We start from the raw sequence: 22,703 nt of genomic DNA, 5'->3' as shown, positions 1-22,703 counted from the left end.
CCGCACAAAAAAATACCCCATATCGAGCCTCACTCCCGCTCGGCCAATTAAGCAAAGCCCTCGCAAGCGGGAGAGGGGGCGCACCTCCGCCCCGGATACAATCGATACTAATCCACGTCACTACTTCGACCGCTGCATCGCGGGCTTCTCGCTGCCCTGCCTTGCCGCCGACAGATTATGCGCGGTGTTGACCAGCGCGATATGCGTCAGCGCCTGCGGGAAATTGCCGGTCTGACGCTTGGCGCCTGAATCATATTCCTCGGCCAGCAGCCCGACATCATTCGCGATCCCGACCACGCGATCGAACAAGGCTTGCGCCTTGTCGAGATCGCCCGCCAGCACATGGGCATCGGCCAGCCACAGGCTGCAGGCGAGGAAGGCGCCTTCGAGCGGCGGCTGCCCCGCAGGCACTTCGCGCGGATCGTGCCGCAGCACGAAGCCGTCAGGCATCATGTGCTTTTCCATCGCCACTATGGTGCCGCGAATGCGCGGATCCGACGCTTCCAGGAAGCCGACGGCCGGCAGCAGCAGCACGCTGGCGTCGAGCAGCTTCGAGCCGTAGGACTCCACGAAGGCATTCTCCTCCGTGTCGAAGCCCCGGTTGCAGACGTCGCGATGAATGGCGTCGCGCAAGGTGCGCCAGTGCAGCAGCGGCGCCTTGAAGCCGAAGGTCTCGGCGCTCTTGATGCCGCGGTCGAAGGCGACCCAGGTCATCACCTTGGAGAAGACATAGTGCTTCGGCTGTCCGCGCCGCTCCCAGATGCCGTGATCGGGCTGGTCCCAGACTTCGGCGAGATGCTTGAGCACGGCGCATTCCAGCGCCCAGCTCTCGTCGTCGAGCTTGAGCTTGGCCATCCGCGACTGATGGAAGGCGTCGATCAGTTCGCCGTAGACGTCGAGCTGGAGCTGCGCATGCGCGGCGTTGCCGACGCGCACCGGCTGGGCGCCCTCGTAGCCGTCGAGCCAACCGGCTTCCCATTCCAGCAGTCGCCGCTGGCCCCAGATGCCGTACATGATCTGCATGTTCGACGGTGAGCCTGCAGCCGCCCGCAACAGCCAATTGTGCCAGGCCGAGGCTTCCTCGGTGTAACCCGAGTTCATCAGCGCCAGCAGCGTGAAGGTGGCATCGCGCAGCCAGCAGAAGCGGTAGTCCCAATTCCTGGCGCCGCCGAGCTTCTCCGGCAAGGAGGTGGTCGGCGCCGCGACGATGCCGCCGGTCGGACCGAAGGTCAGCGCCTTGAGTGTGATCAGCGAGCGCACGATCAGGTCGCGATAGTCGCCATCGCGATTACAGTGGCTGCACCAGTCCTGCCAGAACTTTTCCGTCTCCTGCAGCGCGAGCTCCGGGTCGATCGGTGCGGGTGGCTCGAGATGCGAGGGGCCGTAGGTCAGCACGAACGGCACGGTCTCGCCCGCCTTCACCTCGAAATCGGAGACCGTGGTCAGATCCTCGCCGCGGGTCTTCGCGGGAGTCCGCAGCACCGTCATGTCCTGCCCGGCGACCGCCAGCAGGGAATGGTCGATCCGCCGCACCCACGGGATGTCGACGCCGAAGCCGAAGCGGATGACGAGCTCCATCCGCATCTTCACCGTGCCGCTGACGCCGCGGACCAGCCGCACGATGTCGGAGGCCTTGCCGCGCGGCGGCATGAAGTCGATCAGCGCAACGGTGCCGCTCTTCGTCTCAAAGCGCGTCTCGAGGATGAGGGTGTCGCCGAGATAGCGGCGCGACGTCGCGGTGACGTCCTCGCTCGGCGCGATCAGCCAGCGGCCGTTCTTGTGCGTGCCGAGGAGCGCTGCAAAGCAGGCGTCGGAATCGAAGGCCGGCCAGCACAGCCAATCGATCGAGCCGTTGCGGCCGACCAGCGCCGCGGTCTCGCAGTCGCCGATCAGCGCATAGTCCTCAATCCTCTGAGACAATGTCGTACGAGCCTTGAAAACGGCACCCTTGGAGCCCCGGCGATCAACGCCCGTCGGGCAACGAGCGTTCCCGTGTCGCGGCCTTCAAAGCCGCGAGATCGACTTTCGAGGCAATCTTATCGAGCGTCACAGGCAGGCGCTGGCGCCAGTTCGGATGCTCGTCGATCGTACCGGGAATGTTGGGCTGGTCGATCACCCCGAGCAGATCCTCCAGCGACACCGCAAGCAGCCGCGACGGCGTGCGCGACAGGAAGGCGAGCACCGAATAGACATCATTGGCACGGATGCCGTTGGCGCGCAGGATCTCGTCGAGCAGGCCGAGCGCATCCCAGCGGGCCTGATCGTTCTCGCCGGGATCGAGCCCGAGCGAGCGCTTCATCCTGAGATCGCTGAATGAGCGCCAGCCGGCATAGGTCGACAAATCATGCGTGTTCAGCGTCACCAGCGCGTTGGGCCGGTAGTGATCGACGGGCCGGAAATGACCGGCATCGTCGCGCTCGAACATCATGACGAGGTAGGACCAGATGCCGAAATCCTGCATGGTCTCGCGAAAACCTTCCGGCACCGTGCCGAGGTCCTCGCCGATCACGATGCACTTATGGGCCGCGCTCTCGCGCGCCACAGTCGCCAGCAGCGCCTCGAACGGCATTTGCACATAGGCGCCGTTGTCGGGCTTGAAGCCGCGCGGCACCAGATAAAGTCGCTTCAGGCCCAGCACGTGATCGAGACGGATGGCCCCGGAATGGCGCATTGAAGCCGCGAGCATATCGGCGAATGGCACGAAGGATTGCGCCTCCAGGCCGCCGGCATTGAAGCCGGCGAGGCCCCAATCCTGGCCGATGGTATTGAGCACGTCCGGCGGCGCGCCGACGGCGAGATGACGGGAGATCGCCCCCTGCTCGTTCCAGGCATCGAAGCCGTTCGACTGCACGCCGACGGCAACGTCGAGATAGAGCCCAACCCGCATGCCGAGCTGGCCGGCCAGCTCCTTGGCGGCATGCAATTGGCTATCAGCCGTCCATTGCACGAATTCGACGAACTCGACCTCGTGCTTGTCCGGGCCATTGCGCAGCTCGGCGCATTTCGTCTCGTCCGGCTTTTGCCATTCCTCCGGCCATTCCCACCACGGCGCCGCGAAGCGATGACGGAGCACCTCGAAGCAGGCAAAGCGGGACAACAGCGGCGCGCGAGCCGCGCGGAAGGCGTCGAACTGGTTGCGGCGGACGCCGCTCGCGGTTTTCACGAAGCTGTCGAAGGCGGCACGCAAGGCCAGCCATTTCAAGGCCGCCATGTCCGGATAGGGCACACGATCGCCGTCACGGAGCCGCGCGGCCGTCGCGGCCGCGTCGGGGACGAGGTCGGGGGAAAATTCCGGGATCGCCTCGACGTCGATATAGAGCGGATTGAGAAACAGCCGGCTGTTCGGCGAATACGGACTGCAATCGGCCGGATGGTCGTCGAACAACACATGCAGGGGATTGAGCCCGACGCCGTCGGCCCCCAACTGCTTGGCGAGCCGGACGAGACCGGCGAGGTCGGTGAAATCGCCGATGCCCCAATTGCGGTCCGAGCGGACGCTGTAGAGCTGCACGGCAAGCAGCCAGCCGCGGTCGAAATCGCCGCCAAAGGCCCGCTCCGGCGCCACGATCATCGGCACCTCTTCAGTCACGCCTTCGGCATCGGTCAGCGTCAGGCGGTGATAGCCGAGCGGCAGGCCGGCGGGCCAGGCAATCACGGGCTCGCGCGTCTCACCTTGCGCGATCAAATTGCCGTTGCCGGTCATCTTCCATTTGAGCGGCGGCGCACCGATCGTCACCAATTCGGTGCGCGGATGTCCCAAGGCGCGTACCACGACGGGCCCGCTGACGAAGCGGTAAACCCGCTTCTCCGGCAGGGCGTCGAGGATGGATTTGAGGGCCACGGGATCGGTGACCCGCAGCTTTCCGAGGGCATCGACGAATTCGGATTGAACGCCCTTGATCCGGGCTTGAGCTAAAAGATCCATTCGGCACGCAGCTTGCAGGCCATTTTTTGGCCGGGGGCATCGATTTTAACGAGGTCGCGGAAGAGGTTAGTCAGGGTCAACTCGCAAGCCGCGCCTGCCGTTCCCCAGGGAACCAATGACACACAAGCGGCTTTCTATAGTGGTATCAAGCGTAGGTTCCCGGCAAGGGAAACGGGCTCCTGCTTTCTTGTCAATGGCATCACCGTGAACAAGACAATTCAAACTGTCGAGAGTGCCGCAGCGGGCAGCACTTTCCTCATCGAGGACGTCTATCCCCTGATCGACGGCGGGCGCTTCCCCGTGAAGCGGATCGCGCGCGAACCGGTCGAGGTCTGGGCCGACATCTACCGGGACGGCGACGCCGTGATCGGCGCAGCGCTGATCTGGCGACAGGGGCAGGACCGCGAATGGCAGAGCGAGCCGATGATCCCTCACGGCAATGACCGCTGGTCCGGCGCGTTCACACCCGTCGAGCCCGGCAAATATGTCTATGCGATCGAAGCCTGGACCGACGAGTTCGCGACGTGGTCGCACGCGGTCGCGCGCAAGCAGCGCTCCGGCGCCGATGTCACTCTCGATGCGATCGAGGGCGCGGGCCTCCTGACCAAGGCGCATGGCGCGCAGCAGGACGCCGCCGCCGTCATCGTCAGGCAATGCGAGGACTATCTTCAGACCGGCGACGTTGCCCCGCTGCTGGCAACCGAGCTCGGCGCAGCCATGGCCGAGAGCCAGTCGCGGCCTGATCTCACGCGCTCGGCGCTATTCCCACTGTTCGTCGACCGCGACAAGGCACGCTTCGGCGCCTGGTATCAGATGATGCCGCGCAGCCAGAGCGTGGTGCCGGGACAGCATGGCACGCTCCGCGACTGCATCGCGCGCGTGCCCGACATCGCCGCGATGGGCTTTGACGTGCTCTACTTCACGCCGATCCATCCCATTGGCCGCACCCGGCGCAAGGGCCGCAACAACACGCCGGTGGCGGCCGAAGGCGATCCCGGCTCGCCTTATGCGATCGGCGCCATCGAGGGTGGGCACGATGCGCTGCACCCCGAACTCGGCACAATCGAGGATTTTCGCGCGCTGGTCGCGACATGCCTGGAATACGGCCTCGAACTCGCGCTCGACTTCGCCGTGCAATGCTCGCCGGACCACCCGTGGCTGACGCAGCATCCGGAATGGTTCAAATGGCGCCCGGACCGCTCGGTGCGGACGGCTGACGGACCCTATTCCGATATCGTCATCCCCGATTTCACGTCCGTCGACCGGGCTGGACTGTGGAACGCGTTTCGCGACGCCATGCTGTTCTGGATCGACCACGGCGTCACCATCTTCGCCATCGACAATCATGACACCGCGCCGCTCGCCTTGTGGGAGTGGCTGATCCGTGACATCCGCCGCCGGCATCCCGAGGTGATCCTGTTCTCCAAGACGTTTGCGCGCCCGAAGCTGATGAAGGGGCTTGCCAAGCTCGGCTTTGCACAATCGTTCAGCTATTTCCCCTGGCGCACGGCGAAGTGGGAGCTGGAGCAATATCTCGGCGAGCTGACGCGCTATCCCGAACGTGATTTCTATCGGCCGAACCTGTTCGTGAATACGCCCGATCTCTTGCCCTATCATCTCCAGGGCGGCGAGACCTGGGCGTTCAAATCGCGCCTCGCGCTGGCGGCGACGCTGTCCGGCAATTACGGCGTCTACAGCGGGTTCGAGTTGCTGGAGCATGACGCGATCCCCGGCCGCGAGGAATATCTCGATTCTGAGAAATACCAGGTCAGGCAGCGCGACTGGAACAAGCCCGGCAACATCAAGGCCTACATCACGGAGCTCAATCGCATCCGCAACGAGAATGCTGCGCTTCACCAAACCGCGAACCTGGGCTTCCTCGGCATCGAAGACGGCGAGACGATCGCCTTCGTGAAGGAGGCGACCGGCCCGGCCAACGTCGTCGTCGCCGTGGTTGCACTGTCGCGCCACGTGCGCGAATTCTGGTTGCCGCTCGGGGACGTCACGGTTGACGCCGGCGGGCAGCGACACCATGTGTCGGCACTCGAAAACCTCCTCACCGGCGAACAGGCCCGCATCGAATGGGGCGGGATCAGGTTGCGTATCGATCCCGAGCGCGATCCGGCGCTACTGTTCCGCTGCCTGGCGTAAGGGCGCACGCCATGAACGTATTGTCTTCCGTCGACACCAAGAAAGCCGAGGCTGCCGAGATCGTGGACGAGCTCTGGTACAAGGACGCGATCATCTATCAGCTCCACGTCAAGGCGTTTGCCGACAGCAATCAGGACGGCATCGGCGACTTCGCCGGGCTGACCGAGAAGCTGCCTTATCTCCAGGAGCTCGGCGTCACCGCGCTCTGGCTGCTGCCGTTCTATCCTTCGCCCGGCCGCGACGACGGCTACGACATCGCCGACTACGGCGCGGTCAATCCCGATTTCGGGACGATGAAGGATTTCAAGCGCTTCATCCAGGAAGCGCAGAAGCGCGGGCTGCGCGTCATCACCGAGCTCGTCGTCAACCACACCTCGGACCAGCACAATTGGTTCAAGCGCGCGCGCCGCAGCCCTCCGGGCTCGAGCGCCCGCAACTGGTATGTCTGGAGCGACACCGACCAGAAATACCAGGGCACCCGCATCATCTTCACCGACACCGAGAAGTCGAACTGGACCTGGGATCACGAGGCCGGCGCTTTCTACTGGCACCGCTTCTTCTCGCACCAGCCGGATCTCAATTTCGACAATCCGCGCGTCGTCAGCGCCCTGATCCAGGTAATGAAGCGCTGGCTCGATGCCGGTGTCGACGGCTTCCGTCTGGACGCCATTCCCTATCTCTGCGAGCGCGAAGGCACCTCGAACGAGAACCTTCCCGAGACGCATGCCATCATCAAGCGGCTGCGCCACGAGCTGGATTCCTACTCCAAGGGCAAGCTGCTGCTGGCCGAGGCCAATCAATGGCCGGAGGACGTGCAGGAATATTTCGGCCGCGGCGACGAGTGCCACATGGCCTACCACTTCCCGCTGATGCCGCGCATCTACATGGCGATCGCCCAGGAGGACCGCTTCCCGATCACCGACATCCTGCGCCAGACGCCGGACATTCCTGCGAGCTGCCAATGGGCGCTGTTCCTGCGCAACCATGACGAGCTGACGCTGGAGATGGTGACCGACGTCGAGCGCGACTACCTGTGGACCACCTACGCCAACGATCCGCGCGCCCGCATCAATGTCGGCATCCGCCGGCGCCTCGCGCCGCTGATGGACAACGACCGGCGCAAGATCGAGCTGATGAACTCGCTGCTGCTGTCCTTCCCGGGAACGCCGATCATCTATTACGGCGACGAGATCGGGATGGGCGACAACATCTATCTCGGCGACCGCAACGGCGTGCGCACGCCGATGCAGTGGAGCCCGGACCGCAACGGCGGCTTCTCGCGCTGCGATCCGGCCCGCCTCTACGCGCCGCTGATCATGGATCCGGTCTACGGCTATGAATCGGTGAACGTGGAGGCGCAGTCGCGCAGCCTGTCGTCGCTGCTCAGCGCGACCAAGCGCCTGATCTCGGTGCGCAAATCGACGCTCGCCTTCGGCCGCGGCACCATGACCTTCATCCGCCCGGCCAACCGCGCCGTGCTGGCCTATGTCCGGCAGTACCGCGACGAGGTGATCCTCTGCGTCGCTAATTTGTCGCGCGCGGCCCAGGCGACCGAGCTCGATCTGTCGCCCTGGAAGGACCGCATCCCGCAGGAGATGCTTGGCCGCACGCGTTTTCCGGCGATCGGCGAACTGCCCTATATGGTCACGCTGGGGCCCTATGGCTTCTACTGGTTCCAGCTCACCGAGCGCGACAAGTCCGAGCCGGTGACGCCGCGCGCGGTGCCGGAATTCGAGACGCTGGTGGTGCCGGTGAACTCGACCTGGGTGTCGCTGGCGCGCGAGCGGGGCGTGTTCGAGCACGAGGTGCTGCCGGGATTCCTGTCGCGCACGCGCTGGTATCCCGAGCACAATCCCAAGCACATCAAGCCGACGCTGACCTCGGCGGTGCCGTTCTGCGACATCGGCGACAACAGGCCTTGGATCGCGTTTTTCGAGGCGGCGCAGGGCGACGTCACCACGCGCTACGTGCTGCCGATGCAGATCGAATGGGTGCGCTTCGACCGCGAACGCTTCAATCCCAGGGCACTCGCCGCCGTACGTCAGGGTGCCCGCGAAGGGACGCTGCTGGATGTGGCAACCGAGCAGATCTTCATTGGCCTGTTCCTGCGCAACCTGTCGCAGAACCTGGTGGTGGAAGAAAACAATCTGCGGCTGGAGTTCAAGGCGACCAGCCGGTTTGCCGAGTACACCATCAAGGAGCCCGAACGCATCCGCGCGATCGAACAGTCGAACAGCACCGCGCTGGTCGACAATCAATATGTCGCCAAGATCTATCGCCAGCTCGAAGCCGGTATCAATCCCGAGATCGAGATCGGCTCCTACCTCACGGAAATCGCCCGCTTTGCCAATACGCCGGCACTGCTCGGCAGCGTCGAACTGGTCGAAGACGACCGTCGCAGCGCAGTCGGCGTGCTGCACGCCTATGTCGAGAACCAGGGCGACGGCTGGGGCGTCACTGCGGGCTATCTCGACCGCTATATCGACGAGCAGCGGGTGCTGCCACCGGGCGAGATGCCCCGCGAGACCCAGGAGCAAGCGCCCTATCTGCACTTCATTACGCAGATCGGTCGACGGCTCGCCGAGCTGCATGTGGCTTTGGCCGCCGCAAAGCCCGGCGATCTCGCGCCGGAGCCGATTGGCTCCGCACACATCAAGCGCTGGTCATCCGAGCTCAAGGCACGGGCCGAGCGGATTTTCGAGCGGCTGGCCGCCAGCACCGACGGCCTGCGGGAGGTGGACCGACCGCTGATCAATCAGCTCGCCGCGGAGCGCGCGTCCCTGTCCGGCCGGCTCAGCGCGCTACTACCTGCCGAGATCGGCGGGTTGAACATCCGTCATCATGGCGACTTCCGCCTCGGGCAAACTCTGATCGTGAAGGACGATATCTTCATCATCGACTTCGACGGAGATCCGCGTTTGCCGCTGGCGGAGAAGCGGCGCAAGCTGCCTGCGGCGCGCGACGTTGCCGGCCTGATCCGCTCGATTGATCTTTCGGTTAACGCGGCGCTCCACCGCGCGCTCACGGGTGCTTCCGACGAACAGGGCCGGCTTACGGCTGCGCTCGACGAATGGCGCGAGCGCACCACCGCGACGTTCCTCACCGCCTACCGCGAAGCCATGACCGATCGGCGGCTGTGGCCGGAAGATCCGCAATCCGCGGCAGGCCTGTTAAGGTTTTTCCTGCTTGATCAAGCGTTCGAGGAAGTAGAGTACGAGCTGTCCCACCGGCCTGAGGGGCTCCATGCGCCGCTGTCCGGACTGCTTCGCATTCTGTCCAGTATCGAGAGCGAAGCCCATGCCTAAACTCCCTGCCGAGGCCTATGCGATCATCGAGGGTCGCCACTCCGATCCCTTCCACTATCTCGGGCTGCATCCCGAGGGCGACAAGAGCGTGGTGCGCGCGTTTCTTCCCGATGCTTCCAATGTCGAGGCGGTGGGCGAGCACGGCGAGGTGGCGAAGCTCGATCGCGTCCATGATGCCGGCCTGTTCATCGGCGCTCTGCCGAACGGCGCGAAGCACTACCAGCTCCGCGCGAAGTTCGGCGATAACGTCATCGAATTCGAGGACACCTATCGCTTTCCGCCGATCCTGACCGATTTCGACCTCTATCTGCTCGGCGAAGGCACGCACCAGCGCCTTTACGACAAGCTCGGCGCGCATCCGTTGCGGCTCGACGGCATCGATGGCATCGGCTTCGTGGTGCTGGCGCCCAATGCCCGGCGTGTCTCCGTGGTCGGCGACTTCAATTTCTGGGACGGACGGCGCCATCCGATGCGGGTGCGCGGCGCGGGTTATTGGGAATTGTTTATCCCGCACGCCAAGGCGGGCGACCACTACAAGTTCGAAATTATCGGACCGCATGGCCATCTGCTTCCGCTGAAGTCCGATCCGATGGCCTTTGCAAGCGAGGTGCGGCCGAAGACCGCTTCCATCGTGTTCGACGAAGCACATCTGCCCCGGCCGCGACCGGCACCCGACGGCATCAACGCGTTGTCCGCGCCGATGTCGATCTACGAGGTCCATCTCGGCTCGTGGCGGCGCAAGAACGGCAATGAATGGCTGACCTATCGCGAACTGGCCGAGCAGCTGCCGGCCTACGCCCGCGACATGGGCTTCACCCATCTCGAATTCCTCCCCGTGAGCGAGCATCCTTTCGACGGCTCATGGGGCTATCAGCCGACTGGCCTGTATGCGCCGACCAGCCGCTTCGGCACGCCGGAGGATTTTGCCGCACTGGTCGATGCCTGCCACCGCGAGGGCGTCGGCGTGCTGCTCGACTGGGTGCCCGGCCACTTCCCGGACGATCCGCACGGGCTCGGCAGCTTTGACGGCACAGCGCTGTACGAGCACGCCAATCCGCTCCAGGGCCGGCATCTCGATTGGGGTACGCTGATCTACAATTACGGCCGCACCGAAGTCACGAACTTCCTGGTGTCCAACGCGCTGTTCTGGCTCGAGCGCTACGCGATCGACGGACTGCGCGTCGATGCCGTCGCGTCCATGCTCTACCTCGACTACAGCCGTCCGCCCGGCGCGTGGATTCCGAACCAGCATGGCGGCCGGGAGAACATCGAGGCGATCGCGTTCCTGCGCCGCTTCAACACCGAGCTGTTCGCACGTTTCCCGCAGGCGACCACGGCCGCCGAAGAGTCCACCGCCTGGCCGCAGGTCTCGCGCCCGGTCGAATTCGGCGGGCTCGGCTTCGGCTACAAGTGGAACATGGGCTGGATGCACGACACGCTGAACTACATCAGCAAGGATCCGATCCACCGCAAGCATCATCACGGCGACATCCTGTTCGGCCTGCACTACGCCTTCTCGGAGAATTTCGTCCTGCCGCTGTCGCATGACGAAGTCGTGCACGGCAAGCGCTCGATCCTCGGGCGTATGCCCGGAGACGAATGGCAGCGCTTCGCGAATTTGCGCGCCTATTACAGCTTCATGTTCGGCCATCCCGGCAAGAAGCTGCTGTTCATGGGCGCCGAAATCGCACAAAGCCGCGAATGGAATCACGACCAGTCGCTCGACTGGCACTTGCTCGAGTACAAGCCCCATTCAGGCATCCAGGCGCTGATCCGCGATCTCAACCGGCTCTATCGCGCGGTGCCGGCGCTGCACCAGATGGACTGCGAGCAGGCCGGGTTCGAATGGCTGATCACCGACGACGCCAACCGCAACGTCTTCGCATGGCTGCGCAAGGGATTTGACGAGCACGCCCGGTGCATGGTGATCGTCAACTTCTCACCCAACGTCTATCGCAACTACCGCGTTCGCGCGCCCCTCAGTGGCAAGTGGAAGGAAGTGTTCAACTCCGACTCCGCCCATTACGGCGGCAGCAATGTCGGCAATATCGGCGAAGTCCACGCCGTCAATGGCGAGCTCCGCCTCACCATTCCGCCGCTCGCCGCGATCTTCCTCGTTCCGGAAAGCTGAACGATGCGCCTGACTGCTGGATCGCCCGCACGCCTCGGCGCAAGCTGGGACGGACGCGGCACCAATTTCGCGCTGTTCTCCGCCAACGCGCAGAAGGTCGAGCTGTGCCTGTTTGACATGCAGGGCCGCCGCGAACTCGAGCGCGTCGAGCTGCCGGAGCGCACCGAGGATGTCTGGCACGGCTATCTCAACGACGTCTCGCCCGGCCAGCTCTACGGCTACCGCGTGCATGGCCCCTACGAGCCCGAACAAGGCCACCGCTTCAACGCCAACAAGCTCCTGCTAGACCCCTATGCCAAGCGGCTTTCCGGGCGGCTGGTCTGGAGTGACGCGCATTTCGCCTATCGCACCGGAAGCCCGCGCGAGGATCTGTCGTTCGACCGGCGCGACAACGCGCGCGGCATGCCCAAGGCTGTCGTCGTCGACGAGACCTTCAACTGGGGCCGCCGCGAGATCCGGCCCAACATTCCCTGGGAAGACACCATCATCTACGAGGCCCACGTCAAGGGACTGACACAGAAGCGCGACGACGTCCCGCCGAATTTGCGCGGCACCTATGGCGGCCTGTCCTCGCCGGCGATGATCGAGCACCTGAAGAAGCTCGGCGTCACCACCGTTGAGCTCCTGCCGGTGCACAGTTTCGTCGATGACCGCATCCTGGTGGAGAAGAAGCTCGCCAATTACTGGGGCTACAACACCTTGTCCTTCTTCGCGCCCGAGCAGCGCTACGCCCAGGACAACGCCCTCGATTCCTTCCGCACCACCGTCGCACGCCTGCACGATGCCGGCATCGAGGTGATGCTCGACGTCGTCTACAACCACACAGCCGAGGGCAATCATCTCGGCCCGACGCTGTGCTACCGCGGCATCGACAACGCCTCCTATTACTGGCTGAACCGCGAGAACCCGCGCTACTACGACGATTTTACCGGCTGCGGCTCGTCGGTGAACCTCACCCATCCGCGCGTGCTGCAGATGGTGATGGATTCCCTGCGCTACTGGGTCGAGGTCTGCCACGTCGACGGCTTCCGTTTCGACCTCGCCACCACGCTGGCGCGCGGGCCGAACGGTTATGATCGCGGCAGCTCGTTCCTGACCGCGATACGCCAGGACCCGGTGCTGGCGAGCGTCAAGCTCGTCGCCGAACCCTGGGACCTCGGCCTTGGCGGCTATCAGGTCGGCGCATTTCCTTCACAATGGTCGGAGTGGAACGACCGTTATCGCAGCGCCATGCGCCGCTACTGGAGCGGCGAAGGCAGCCTGATCGGCGACATCTCCAGCCGCATGACGGCGTCCTCCGACCTGTTCAACCACGATGGACGGCGGCCCCGCGCCAGCGTCAACCACATCACCGTGCATGACGGCTTCACCCTCGCCGATCTCTTCAGCTACAACGAGAAGCATAATGAGGCCAATGGCGAGGACAATCGCGACGGCTCCAACGACAACCACAGCAACAATTGCGGTGTCGAGGGCCCGACCGACGATCCCCAAATCGTCAGCTTGCGCCGGCAGCTTCGCAAGAACGTGCTGGCCTGCCTCATGCTGGCGCAGGGCATTCCGCTGATTCTCGCCGGCGACGAGGTCGGGAATTCGCAATCAGGCAACAACAACGCCTATTGCCAGGACAATGAGGTTGGCTGGGTCGGCTGGGACAATCTCGGCAAGGACGGCGACGACATGGTCGATTTCGTCGCCGAGCTCGCCGATATCCGCCGCCGGTTCTCGCAGCTTCGCAGCCATCGCTGGCTCGACGGCCGCCCCAAGGACGGCATCTCCTACGGCGCGCTGTGGCTGACGCCGGCCGGCGACGAAATGACGGAAAGCGACTGGAAATTCCCGGAAGGGCGGTTCCTCTCCTATGTGATGGGGCCGATGGAACCGGGCAGCGCCGCGATCTTTATCGTACTCAACGCAGCCCCCGAAGAGATCGCATTCAAATTGCCAAAATTGACCGAATACAAGAGCTGGCAGCAAATCCTGAACACGACCGACGCCAAGCTGAACACGGTCGACTTCCTGCCCGGAAGCGACAGCAAGGCGCCGCCGCGCTCCGTGCTCGCTTTCGCGGGGGCGCTATGAGGCCATCCTTCGGGGCGAGGCCGACGAAGGACGGCGTGTCGTTCCGGCTATGGGCACCTGCCGCGCGCCGTGTCGATCTCCTGCTCGACAGACGACACGCGATGCAGCGCCGGCAGGATGGCTGGTATGTCGCCGAGATTGCCAATCTGCCCGTCGGCAGCAACTACAAATTCAGGATCGACGACGCGATCGACGTGCCCGATCCGGCGTCTGCATTCCAGCCCGACGACGTGTTCGGCCCGAGCGAGGTGATCGATCATGACGCCTTCGCCTGGCGCACGCCCGATTGGCGCGGGCGTCCCTGGGAAGAGACGGTACTGATCGAGACGCATGTCGGCACCTTCACTGCGGAAGGTACCTATCGTGCCATGATCGACAAGCTCGATCATCTCGTCGCGACCGGCATCAGCGCGGTCGAGCTGATGCCGCTGGCCGACTTCGCCGGTCGTCGCGGCTGGGGTTATGATGGCGTGCTGTGGTACGCGCCCGACAGCGCCTATGGTCATCCCGATGATTTGAAGACGCTGATCGACGAAGCCCATCTGCGCGGGCTGATGGTGTTCCTCGACGTCGTCTACAATCATTTCGGCCCCGAGGGAAATTATCTCGGCCGCTACGCGCCGGCCTTCTTCACCGACGCGCACACGCCATGGGGCAGTGCGATCGATTATCGCGTGCCGCAGGTTCGCGCTTTTGCCGTCGAGAACGCGCTGTCGTGGCTCAGCGACTATCGCTTCGACGGCCTGAGGCTTGATGCCGCCAATCACATCATGGCGATCCCCGGCGAGCAATCGATGCTGCAAGACCTCAGCGTCGCCGCGGGCGAGCTGGCCAAAGCGACGGGGCGGCATATCCATCTCGTGCTGGAGAATGGCGACAACCGCGCGAGCCTGCTCGACGCCGCGCAGGAGCCTCCGAACGGCAAATATCGCGCCCAGTGGAACGACGACTACCACCACGTCTGGCACGCGATGCTGACGGGCGAGCTCGCCGGTTATTACGCGGACTATCAAACACCGCGCCTCGATCTCGCACGCGCGCTCGCCTCCGGCTTCGTCTATCAGGGCGAAATCTCTGAATTCTGGGGCAAGAAGCCGCGCGGCGAGAACAGCGGCGAGCTGCCGCCGGCAACCTTCGTCAATTTCCTGCAAAACCACGACCAGATCGGCAACCGGCCGCTCGGCGACCGGCTCGAAAGCCTGGCATCGCCCAAGCAGATCGAAGCAGCACTCGCGGTGACCCTGCTCGCGCCGATGGTGCCCATGCTGTTCCAGGGCGAGGAGTGGGGCTCCACCGTGCCCTTCCCGTTCTTCTGTGACTTCCAGGGCGGACTGGCTGATGCCGTCCGCAAGGGGCGCAGGCAGGAATACGCCTGGGCCTATGAAAAGTACGGCGACGACGTGCCCGACCCGCTCGATCCGGCAACGCTGCAATCGGCCGTGCTCGACTGGAGCGGCCACACGCCGGAGCAGGATGCACGCCTCGCGCTGGTGCGGCAGCTGCTCGCACTCCGCCACAAGGAGGTCGCGCCACGACTGAAAGGTGCGCGCTTCGGTGATGCCGCCGTGGCCGATAGCGGGCTGCTCACCGCACATTGGCACATGGGGGATGGCGCGACGTTGCGCCTCGTGGCCAATCTCTCCGACAAGGACGCCGCATATTCCGACGACGGTGTGGGGACCCTGATCTGGGGCGGCGCGACCGGCGACCGGCTTGCGCCCTGGTCGGTGGTCTGGCGCCTCGGAGGTTGACATGCCTCCAGCCATTCCTCTCGCAACCTACCGGCTTCAGCTCACCGCGGATTTCGATTTCGACAGGGCCGCCGCGGTGGTGCCCTATCTGAAGGCGCTGGGGATCACGCATCTCTACACCTCGCCGGTGATGAAGGCCCGCAAGGGCTCGACCCACGGCTATGACACCGTCGATCACAGCCAGTTCAATCCGGAGCTCGGCGGCGAGGCCGGCTTCGCGCGGCTGAGCGAGGCGCTGACGCGACACGACCTCGGCCTCATCATCGATTTCGTACCGAACCACGTCGGCGTTCACTTTGCCGACAATCCCTGGTGGCTGGACGTGCTGGAATGGGGCCAGGCCTCGCCGCATGCCGTCTCCTTCGATATCGACTGGGATCAACTGGCTTTCCGCGCCCGTGGCGGCGTGCTGCTGCCGATCCTCGGAGCGTCCTATGGTGAAGCGCTCGAGAGCGGCGATATCGAGCTGCGCTACGATCCCAACGAAGGTAGTTTTTCCGCTTGGTATTTCGAGCATCGATTGCCGATCGCGCCGGAGCGCTATGGCGAGATGCTGCGGATGATCGTGAAGGAAGCCGACGCCGCCGAAACCGAGGCCGGCAAGCGCCTGCTGTCGCTGGCGGCCCGCTACACGGGACTGCGCCGCCCCAACCGCAAGGAAGCGCCCGGCTTCAAGGCGGAGCTCAAAGAGATCGCAGGCAGCGCCGATATCATCGCGCGCGGCCTCGGCGCCTATCGCGCCGCCAAGGACCGCCCCGCGCAGACGCTGGCGCTGCATCATTTGCTGGAGCGCCAGCACTACAAGCTCGGGCACTGGCGGCTTGCCTCCAGCGACATCAATTATCGCCGCTTCTTCGACGTCAACGGGCTCGCCGGCATGCGCGTCGAGGATCCCGGCACGTTCGCCGCCACGCACCGGCTGGTGAAGCAACTCATTGCCGACGGGAAACTGCAGGGCATCCGGCTCGATCATATCGACGGCCTGCGCGATCCCGCGCAATATTGCCAGCGGCTGCGCCGGCTGGTGCGCGACGCTCAGGGCACCACAAAGCCGTTCTATACGGTGATCGAGAAAATCCTGTGCGAGCACGAGCGCCTGCCGCATTTCGCCGGCGTCCAGGGCACCACCGGCTATGAGTGGATGAATGCCATCACCCACGTTCTGGTCGACCCCAAGGGGCTGGAGGCGCTGGACGAGACCTGGCGGCAGATCAGCAACCGGCCGCCGCGGCTCGCGCCTTATGTCAAGGACGCCAAACGGCGCGTGCTGGAGACGCTGCTGACCAGCGAATTCACGGTTCTGACGCGCCTGCTTGCACGCATCGCCAACGGGCACTACTCCACCCGCGACTTTTCCGCCGACAGCCTGCGGCAGGCGCTCGAGCTCTACGTGCTGCATTTCCCGGTGTACCGCACCTATTTGACGACAAGCGCGCCGACCGCGAACGATCGCAAGCTGATCGACGACACCATCGAGGCCGCTCGCCAGGAATGGTTCGCCGCAGACGAAGGCATTTTCGACTTCCTGCGCGACGCCCTCACCATGGACCTGCTCAAGCCCGGCCGTCCCCCGCACAGCGCCCCGCGCGTGCGCCGCTTTGCGCTGAAGGTGCAGCAATTCACCGGGCCGATGATGGCGAAGTCGCTGGAGGACACTGCCTTCTATCAATTCCACCGGCTGCTCGCCCTGAACGAAGTCGGCGGCGATCCCGCGAGCAAGGGCCTCACCATTCCCGCTTTCCACGAGACCATGCAGGCCCGCGCCAGGGAATGGCCGCAAGGGATGACGGCGACTGCCACGCACGACACCAAACGTGGCGAGGACGCCCGCGCGCGGATCGCTGCCTTAAGTGAAATTCCCGGCGAATGGACCAGCGCCGTGGCACGCTGGAAAGTCCTGAACGCGCCGCACCTCGCGCTCGACGGCAATCTACGCGCTCCGTCGGCAACGTTCGAATACATGCTCTATCAGACGCTGCTCGGCGCCTGGCCGCTTGTAGAGACGGCCGATGCCGGTTTCGTCGCGCGTATCCAGGCCTATGCGCTCAAGGCCGCGCGCGAGGGCAAGGAGGAGACCAGCTGGCTCAACCCGCACGAGGCCTATGAGAACGGCGTCAAGAGCTTCATCGCGAAGATCCTCGATCCCGCGCAATCAGGCGAGTTCCTGGAGGCGCTGCAAACCCTGGCTCGCCGCGTCGCGCTGCTCGGCGCGCTGAACGCGCTGAGCCAGCTCACGCTCAAGGCGACTCTGCCGGGCGTGCCCGATTTCTATCAGGGGACCGAATTCTGGGACCTGTCGCTGGTCGATCCCGACAACCGCCGCCCGGTGGATTTTTCCGCGCGACACGCGGCGCTGGGCACGCTGGACAATCCGGATTGGAATCACCTGATCAAGAGCTGGCCGGACGGCCAGCTCAAGCTGGCCTGGGCGCGGCACCTGCTCAAGCTGCGCAACGAGTTGTCCGACGTCTTCGCGCGAGGCGACTACCAGCCGCTTCAGGTGCGGGGCGCACATGCCGACCATGTCGTGGCCTTTGCCCGCCGCCACGGCCGCACTGCTGCGATCGTCATTGTCGGGCGCCACTTCGCACCTTTCACGCAAGCAGGACGCGAATGGCCGGCGCTCGATGGGGCCGACGCCGCCATCGACGTCACGGGCTACAGCATGCCGGGTTTCGCCGGCAACGATCTGCCGCTCGCGCAGGCGCTTCGCGGTTTTCCCGCTTCGGTCATCCCGGCGCGCCCCGTGGACGCGGCGAAACCGGTGCGACAGCGCACCCGCGCTTGAACGCTAGCTCTTCCCGTCTTTGCCCAACAGCAGCTGGCCGCGTTTGCGGATCGTGGCCTGTGCCATCTCGGCAAAGCGCTGCAACAGCCAAGGCAGCACCACCTGCACCTTGACATGATCGTCGGCGACATCGACCTGGCCGCTCGCAATCTGCCCCAGCGCGCGGATGCGGAAATTCATGCTGTCGCCGTTCCAGCGCTCCTCCTCGACCTGCATCACCGGAATGCTGGCGGCAGCACGGCCGAGCCCGGTCTTGAGCCGGCGTACCGCCTCCTCGCGGCCGAGGCGGTGGGGAATAGAGACGACAAGCGGTGCTGACATGGCTCTGCCCCGTTAGTGATTGAACCTCACATAATCATGCCCACCGGTACCACAAAGGTTCCATGCAAGTTGCGCGTGCACCCCGTGTTTCATAGGCGGAACTATAAAACCTGCGGCAAGTTGCCCTCGCACAACGGGACAGGTTGCAAGAAACCCTTCAACGAAGGGCTGGAGGAGATTTGGCATGTCTATCGGTACGATCATTCTGATCATTTTGGTCATCGCGCTGCTCGGCGGCTTCAGCGGCATCGGCGGCGGCCCGTTCTACGGCACCGGCTATTACGGCGGCGGCGGTCTCGGGCTCGTCATCGTGATCCTGCTGATCCTGCTCCTGCTGGGACGGATCTAGCCGGGTTCGGTAGGGTGGGTTAGCCGCAAGGCGTAACCCACCTTTTTTCTCTCCGTGTCAACAGAAGTGGTGGGTTACGCTTCGCTAACCCACCCTACTTCGTTTTCCCCGCGAGCTTCTTGATCGCTGCCTTGATCGACACGGCCGCATCGTCATAACCATCCCACGCCTTCGACCGCGGCAGCAGCCCAGGCACCGTCCGCAACGTATAGCGCTTCGGATCGAGATCGGTCTTCACCTGCGCCCAGGTGAGCGGCATCGACACGGTGGCGCCGGCGCGCGCACGCGGCGACAGCGGGGCCACCGCCGTCGACATGCGATCGTTGCGCAGATAATCCAGGAAGATCTTTCCGTTGCGCAGCTTCTTCGACATGTTGAGCAGATAGCGCTCGGGAGCGTCGTCCGCCATCCACTGGCAAACGCCTTGCGCGAAGGCCTTGGCCTCTTTCCAGCTCACCTGGTCGCGCGCGCCATGACGCAAGGGCACCACGACGTGCAGGCCCTTGCCGCCGGTGGTCTTGCAGAAGCTTTCCATGCCGATGTCGGTCAGCCGCTGCCGCATCTCCTTGGCGGCCTCGACGACCTCGGCGAAGACGACGTCGGGCGCCGGATCGAGATCGAACACCAGCCGGCCCGGGGTATCGTAGGCGTAGGGCGCGCAATTCCAGGGATGCAGCTCGACACCGCCGATCTGCGCCACCGCGGCGAGCCCCTCGATGCGGTCGATCTGCAAATAGGGTTTGCGATCGCCGGAGACCCTTGCGAGCTCCAGAAGATTCGATGTCCCCTGCATGGCGTGACGCTGGAAAAAGCATTCGCCCTTGATGCCATCGGGGGCGCGGATCAGCGAGCACGGCCGACCCTTGAGATGCGCGATCATCCATTCGCCGACGGCTTCGAGATAGCGCGCGAGGTCCAGCTTGGTGACGGGATCGCCATTGCCATCGTCCGGCCAGAGCTCCTTGTCCGGCTTGGAGATGACGACTCCCATCACTTCGGCACTGCCGCCGGCCTGGGCCGTTCGTGCGCCGGTCTTCGCTTTCGCGCGCGGCTTCGTCGAGGGCTCGGCAAGCTCGGTATCGACCGGTGTCTCAGCCTCCACCTCCTCCGCCGGCTTGTCCTGCCGCAGACCCTTGAAGGCGGCCTGGCGGATATTCCCGTCGGCGGTGAAGCCGGCGAACTCGATCTCGGCCACGAGCTCCGGCTTCAGCCAGTGCACCTCGCGCGCTTTTTTCGGTGCGTTCTTGCCGCCAAAGGGGCTTTGCTTCGCCTCCATGGCCTTCAAGGACGGCATGATGCGCTTGACCTTGTCGGCGCCAAAACCGGTGCCGACCATGCCGACGAACGCGAGATGATCACCGCGGTGCACGCCGGCCATCAGCGAGCGGAATTTGCCATTGGTGGTCTTGTAGCCGCCGATCACGACCTCATGGCCGGCACGGCATTTGGCCTTGGTCCAGCTTTCCGTCCGCCCCGAGCGATAGGGCGCGTCGAGCTTCTTCGACACCACGCCCTCAAGCTCAAGCTTGCAGGCCGATTGCAGCACGGCGTCGCCACCGCTCTCGAAATGCTCGACATAGCGGATCTGGCTCGATTTGCGCTTGCGCGCCTCCAGCAGCTCCTTCAACCGCGCCTTGCGCTCGCCGAGCGGTAGCCGGCGGTAATCGAGACCTTCCGTAAACAACAGGTCGAAGGCGAAAAAGATGAGCTCCTCGGTCTTGCCGTCCGACAGCGCCGCCTGGAGCGACGAAAAGTTCGGTGCCCCATTGTGGTCGAGCGCGACGATCTCGCCGTCGATCATCATGTCCGGTAACGCGCCCGCTTCTTTCGCGATGCTCGCGAATTTTTCGGTCCAGTCGAGGCCTTTGCGCGTCTTCAACGTCGCCTTGCCGCCCTCGACCCGCAGCTGCACGCGGTAGCCGTCGAACTTGATCTCGTGGCACCAGCCATCGCCGCCCGGCGGGCGCTCGACCGACGTGCAGAGCTGCGGCGCGACGAAGTCCGGCATCTCCGCCGCGTTCTTCGCGGTCGTTGCGGTCGTGGCTTTCTTCTTTGCCGTCCTGCCGGCCTTCAACGCCGCGCGCGGCGCCGGCTTGACCGTGCGCCCTTTCGCCTCGTCCGCCCGATCGGACTGCCAGACCGCGTCGGCCTTGGCCTTGGTGCCCTTCGCCAGCATGAACGGTTTTGGCGCGCGCCCCTTGCCTCCGGCGATCTGCTCCATCGCGCGCCCTGAGGCGACCGACTTGTCCTCCTCGAGAATGTCGTTGTCTGCGCCCTCGCGAACATATTCGTCGCGATGCTTGATCAAGAGCCAATTGGTCCGTTTGCCGCCGGTGCGATCGTTGCGCATGCGCACCAGGACCCAGCTGCCGTGCAGCTTCTCGCCATGCAGTGTGAATTTCAGATCGCCCTTCTTGAAACCGCGTTCGGGATCTTCGGATTCCCAGGTGCCGCGGTCCCACAGCATGACCGTGCCGCCGCCGTACTGGCCTTCCGGAATCGTGCCCTCGAAGTCGCCATAGTCGAGCGGATGGTCCTCGACCTCGACGGCCAGCCGCTTGTCGTGCGGATCGAGCGAGGGCCCTTTCGTCACCGCCCAGGACTTGAAGACGCCATCGAACTCGAGCCGCAGATCGTAGTGCAGCCGCGAAGCGTCATGCTTCTGGATCACGAAGCGCCGTTGCTTCGATGGCGCCACCGCGGCCTTGCCCGACGGCTCCGGCGTCTTCTCGAAATCACGTTTCTGTCGATACTTCGATAGCTTTTGCAGCACGGCTGGTCCCGGATTCTCTTTCGGCGTGGAAGCCTATCACGGCCCGCATCCCACCCGGAACCAAAACCCCGCGGGACGGTTGGGGTTCCAAAATGACTCGCAGACGCTGGAGAACGGAATGGCACCGCGCGCCTATTGGAAGGGAACGTTGAAGCTCTCGCTGGTCAGTTGTCCCGTTGTGCTTTATCCGGCGACCACCGCGGCCGAGAAGACGCGGTTTCACATGATCAACCGCGAGACCGGAAACCGATTGAAGCAGCAGATGATCGACGCCGAGACCGGCGACGTCGTCGAGAGCGACCAGAAGGGCCGCGGCTACGAGCTGCGCAAGGGCAAATATGTCGAGATCGAGCCGGAGGAGCTCGAAGCGGTCCAGATCGAGAGCAACCACACCATCGACATCGAGAGCTTTGTGCCGAGCGACGAGATCGACCAGCGCTACCTCAACCATCCCTACTACATCGCGCCCGACGGCAAAGCCGCGGTCGATGCCTTTGCCGTGATCCGCGACGCCATGAAGGACCAGGATCGCGTCGCGCTCGCCAAAATCGTGCTCACCAATCGCGAGCACATCATCGCGATCGAGCCGCTCGGCAAGGGACTGCTCGGCACCACGCTGCGTTTCCCCTACGAACTGCGCGACGAGGACCAGTTCTTCGACGACATCAAGAGCCCGAAGATCACCAAGGACATGGTTGAGCTCGCCGGCCATATCCTCCAGACCAAGGCCTCCCATTTCGATCCGAGCAAATTCAAGGACGACTACGAGAACGCGCTGAAGGCCCTGGTGAAGCGCAAGGCCAGCGGCAAGACAATCGAACTGCCGGAGCCTGAGGAGAAGCCGAGCAATGTCGTCAGCCTGATGGATGCGCTGAAGCAGAGCTTGAAGGGACGCGGTGGGAAGAAGACGGCGGCGAAGTCCCATGCGCGCCGAGCATCGGGGCGAACCAGGGCCCCAAAGAAGACGCACCGATCGACGGCGCGGCAGAGGAAGGCGGGTTGATTTAATCCGTCATTGCGAGCGCAGCGAAGCAATCCAGTATCTTTCCGCGGAGGCAGTCTGGATTGCTTCGCTGCGCTCGCAATGACGATGCTGATGCAGGCTTGCGCCGCCCGTCGCACGTGGG

The 22,703-nt window shown here is 64.3% G+C and carries 12 protein-coding genes; 8 read left to right on the top strand and 4 right to left on the bottom strand.

Annotated features, from left to right (window positions below):
* Nucleotides 1–120: 120 nt before the first annotated feature.
* Together AC0L30_RS30455 and malQ are read right to left on the bottom strand one after the other, a co-directional pair.
* A complete protein-coding gene (locus AC0L30_RS30455; RefSeq protein WP_007595720.1) occupies nt 121–1,920 on the bottom strand; it encodes a glycoside hydrolase family 15 protein in 1,800 nt (599 codons plus the stop codon).
* Between the two features lie 43 nt (nt 1,921–1,963).
* Complete coding sequence (malQ, locus tag AC0L30_RS30450; protein WP_473405892.1) at nt 1,964–3,925, bottom strand: 4-alpha-glucanotransferase; 1,962 nt, start codon at nt 3,923–3,925, stop codon at nt 1,964–1,966.
* 204 nt (nt 3,926–4,129) lie between these two features.
* Here malQ and AC0L30_RS30445 point away from each other — a divergent pair, with 204 nt between their 5' ends.
* Genes AC0L30_RS30445 through treY form a run of 6 tightly spaced genes read left to right on the top strand, consistent with a single transcriptional unit; the run spans nt 4,130 to nt 18,133 of the window.
* Entirely contained in the window at nt 4,130–6,076 is a 1,947-nt protein-coding gene (locus tag AC0L30_RS30445) for a maltotransferase domain-containing protein (RefSeq protein WP_473405891.1), read from the top strand.
* An 11-nt stretch (nt 6,077–6,087) separates the two neighbouring features.
* Nucleotides 6,088–9,381 carry a maltose alpha-D-glucosyltransferase gene (gene treS / locus AC0L30_RS30440; protein WP_473405890.1) on the top strand — a complete coding sequence of 1,098 codons (3,294 nt, stop codon included), beginning with the start codon at nt 6,088–6,090 and terminating at the stop codon, nt 9,379–9,381.
* Complete coding sequence (gene glgB / locus AC0L30_RS30435; RefSeq protein ID WP_473405889.1) at nt 9,374–11,512, top strand: 1,4-alpha-glucan branching protein GlgB; 2,139 nt, start codon at nt 9,374–9,376, stop codon at nt 11,510–11,512. The genes treS and glgB overlap by 8 nt, the downstream gene beginning before the upstream one ends.
* A 3-nt stretch (nt 11,513–11,515) precedes the next feature.
* Nucleotides 11,516–13,594 (top strand): glycogen debranching protein GlgX, encoded by a 2,079-nt coding sequence (gene glgX, locus AC0L30_RS30430; RefSeq protein ID WP_007595729.1) that lies wholly within the window; start codon nt 11,516–11,518, stop codon nt 13,592–13,594.
* Nucleotides 13,591–15,345: a malto-oligosyltrehalose trehalohydrolase gene (treZ, locus tag AC0L30_RS30425; RefSeq protein WP_473405888.1), complete on the top strand. Its 1,755-nt coding sequence runs from the start codon at nt 13,591–13,593 to the stop codon at nt 15,343–15,345. The genes glgX and treZ overlap by 4 nt, the downstream gene beginning before the upstream one ends.
* 1 nt (nt 15,346) lies before the next feature.
* A complete protein-coding gene (treY, locus tag AC0L30_RS30420) occupies nt 15,347–18,133 on the top strand; it encodes a malto-oligosyltrehalose synthase (RefSeq protein ID WP_473367061.1) in 2,787 nt (928 codons plus the stop codon).
* Between the two features lie 3 nt (nt 18,134–18,136).
* On the opposite strand, the gene AC0L30_RS30415 is transcribed toward treY, so the two are convergent.
* The gene (locus AC0L30_RS30415; RefSeq protein WP_007613819.1) at nt 18,137–18,454 is read right to left on the bottom strand and encodes a polyhydroxyalkanoic acid system family protein; all 318 of its coding nucleotides are present in this window, start codon (nt 18,452–18,454) and stop codon (nt 18,137–18,139) included.
* Nucleotides 18,455–18,638: 184 nt separating this feature from the next.
* Between AC0L30_RS30415 and AC0L30_RS30410 the strand changes: the two genes are divergently transcribed.
* A complete protein-coding gene (locus AC0L30_RS30410) occupies nt 18,639–18,803 on the top strand; it encodes a DUF3309 family protein (RefSeq protein WP_007595743.1) in 165 nt (54 codons plus the stop codon).
* 94 nt (nt 18,804–18,897) lie between these two features.
* Here AC0L30_RS30410 and ligD read toward each other — a convergent pair whose 3' ends face one another.
* The gene (gene ligD / locus AC0L30_RS30405) at nt 18,898–21,576 is read right to left on the bottom strand and encodes a DNA ligase D (protein ID WP_473367062.1); all 2,679 of its coding nucleotides are present in this window, start codon (nt 21,574–21,576) and stop codon (nt 18,898–18,900) included.
* 118 nt (nt 21,577–21,694) lie between these two features.
* Between ligD and ku the strand changes: the two genes are divergently transcribed.
* Nucleotides 21,695–22,579 (top strand): non-homologous end joining protein Ku, encoded by an 885-nt coding sequence (gene ku / locus AC0L30_RS30400; RefSeq protein ID WP_007595745.1) that lies wholly within the window; start codon nt 21,695–21,697, stop codon nt 22,577–22,579.
* Nucleotides 22,580–22,703 lie beyond the last annotated feature (124 nt).

It is taken from the genome of Bradyrhizobium sp. MI1.11 (genome assembly GCF_055811255.1).
This window is presented reverse-complemented; position numbering and strand designations above follow the sequence as displayed.

Excerpts from the sequence above, each read along its gene's own strand:
- AC0L30_RS30415 (WP_007613819.1), bottom strand. The coding sequence starts at position 18,454 with ATGTCAGCACCGCTTGTCGTCTCTATTCCCCACCGCCTCGGCCGCGAG.
- glgB (WP_473405889.1), top strand. The coding sequence starts at position 9,374 with ATGCCTAAACTCCCTGCCGAGGCCTATGCGATCATCGAGGGTCGCCAC.
- treY (WP_473367061.1), top strand. The coding sequence starts at position 15,347 with ATGCCTCCAGCCATTCCTCTCGCAACCTACCGGCTTCAGCTCACCGCG.
- treZ (WP_473405888.1), top strand. The coding sequence starts at position 13,591 with ATGAGGCCATCCTTCGGGGCGAGGCCGACGAAGGACGGCGTGTCGTTC.
- treS (WP_473405890.1), top strand. The coding sequence starts at position 6,088 with ATGAACGTATTGTCTTCCGTCGACACCAAGAAAGCCGAGGCTGCCGAG.
- glgX (WP_007595729.1), top strand. The coding sequence starts at position 11,516 with ATGCGCCTGACTGCTGGATCGCCCGCACGCCTCGGCGCAAGCTGGGAC.
- ku (WP_007595745.1), top strand. The coding sequence starts at position 21,695 with ATGGCACCGCGCGCCTATTGGAAGGGAACGTTGAAGCTCTCGCTGGTC.
- malQ (WP_473405892.1), bottom strand. The coding sequence starts at position 3,925 with ATGGATCTTTTAGCTCAAGCCCGGATCAAGGGCGTTCAATCCGAATTC.
- AC0L30_RS30410 (WP_007595743.1), top strand. The coding sequence starts at position 18,639 with ATGTCTATCGGTACGATCATTCTGATCATTTTGGTCATCGCGCTGCTC.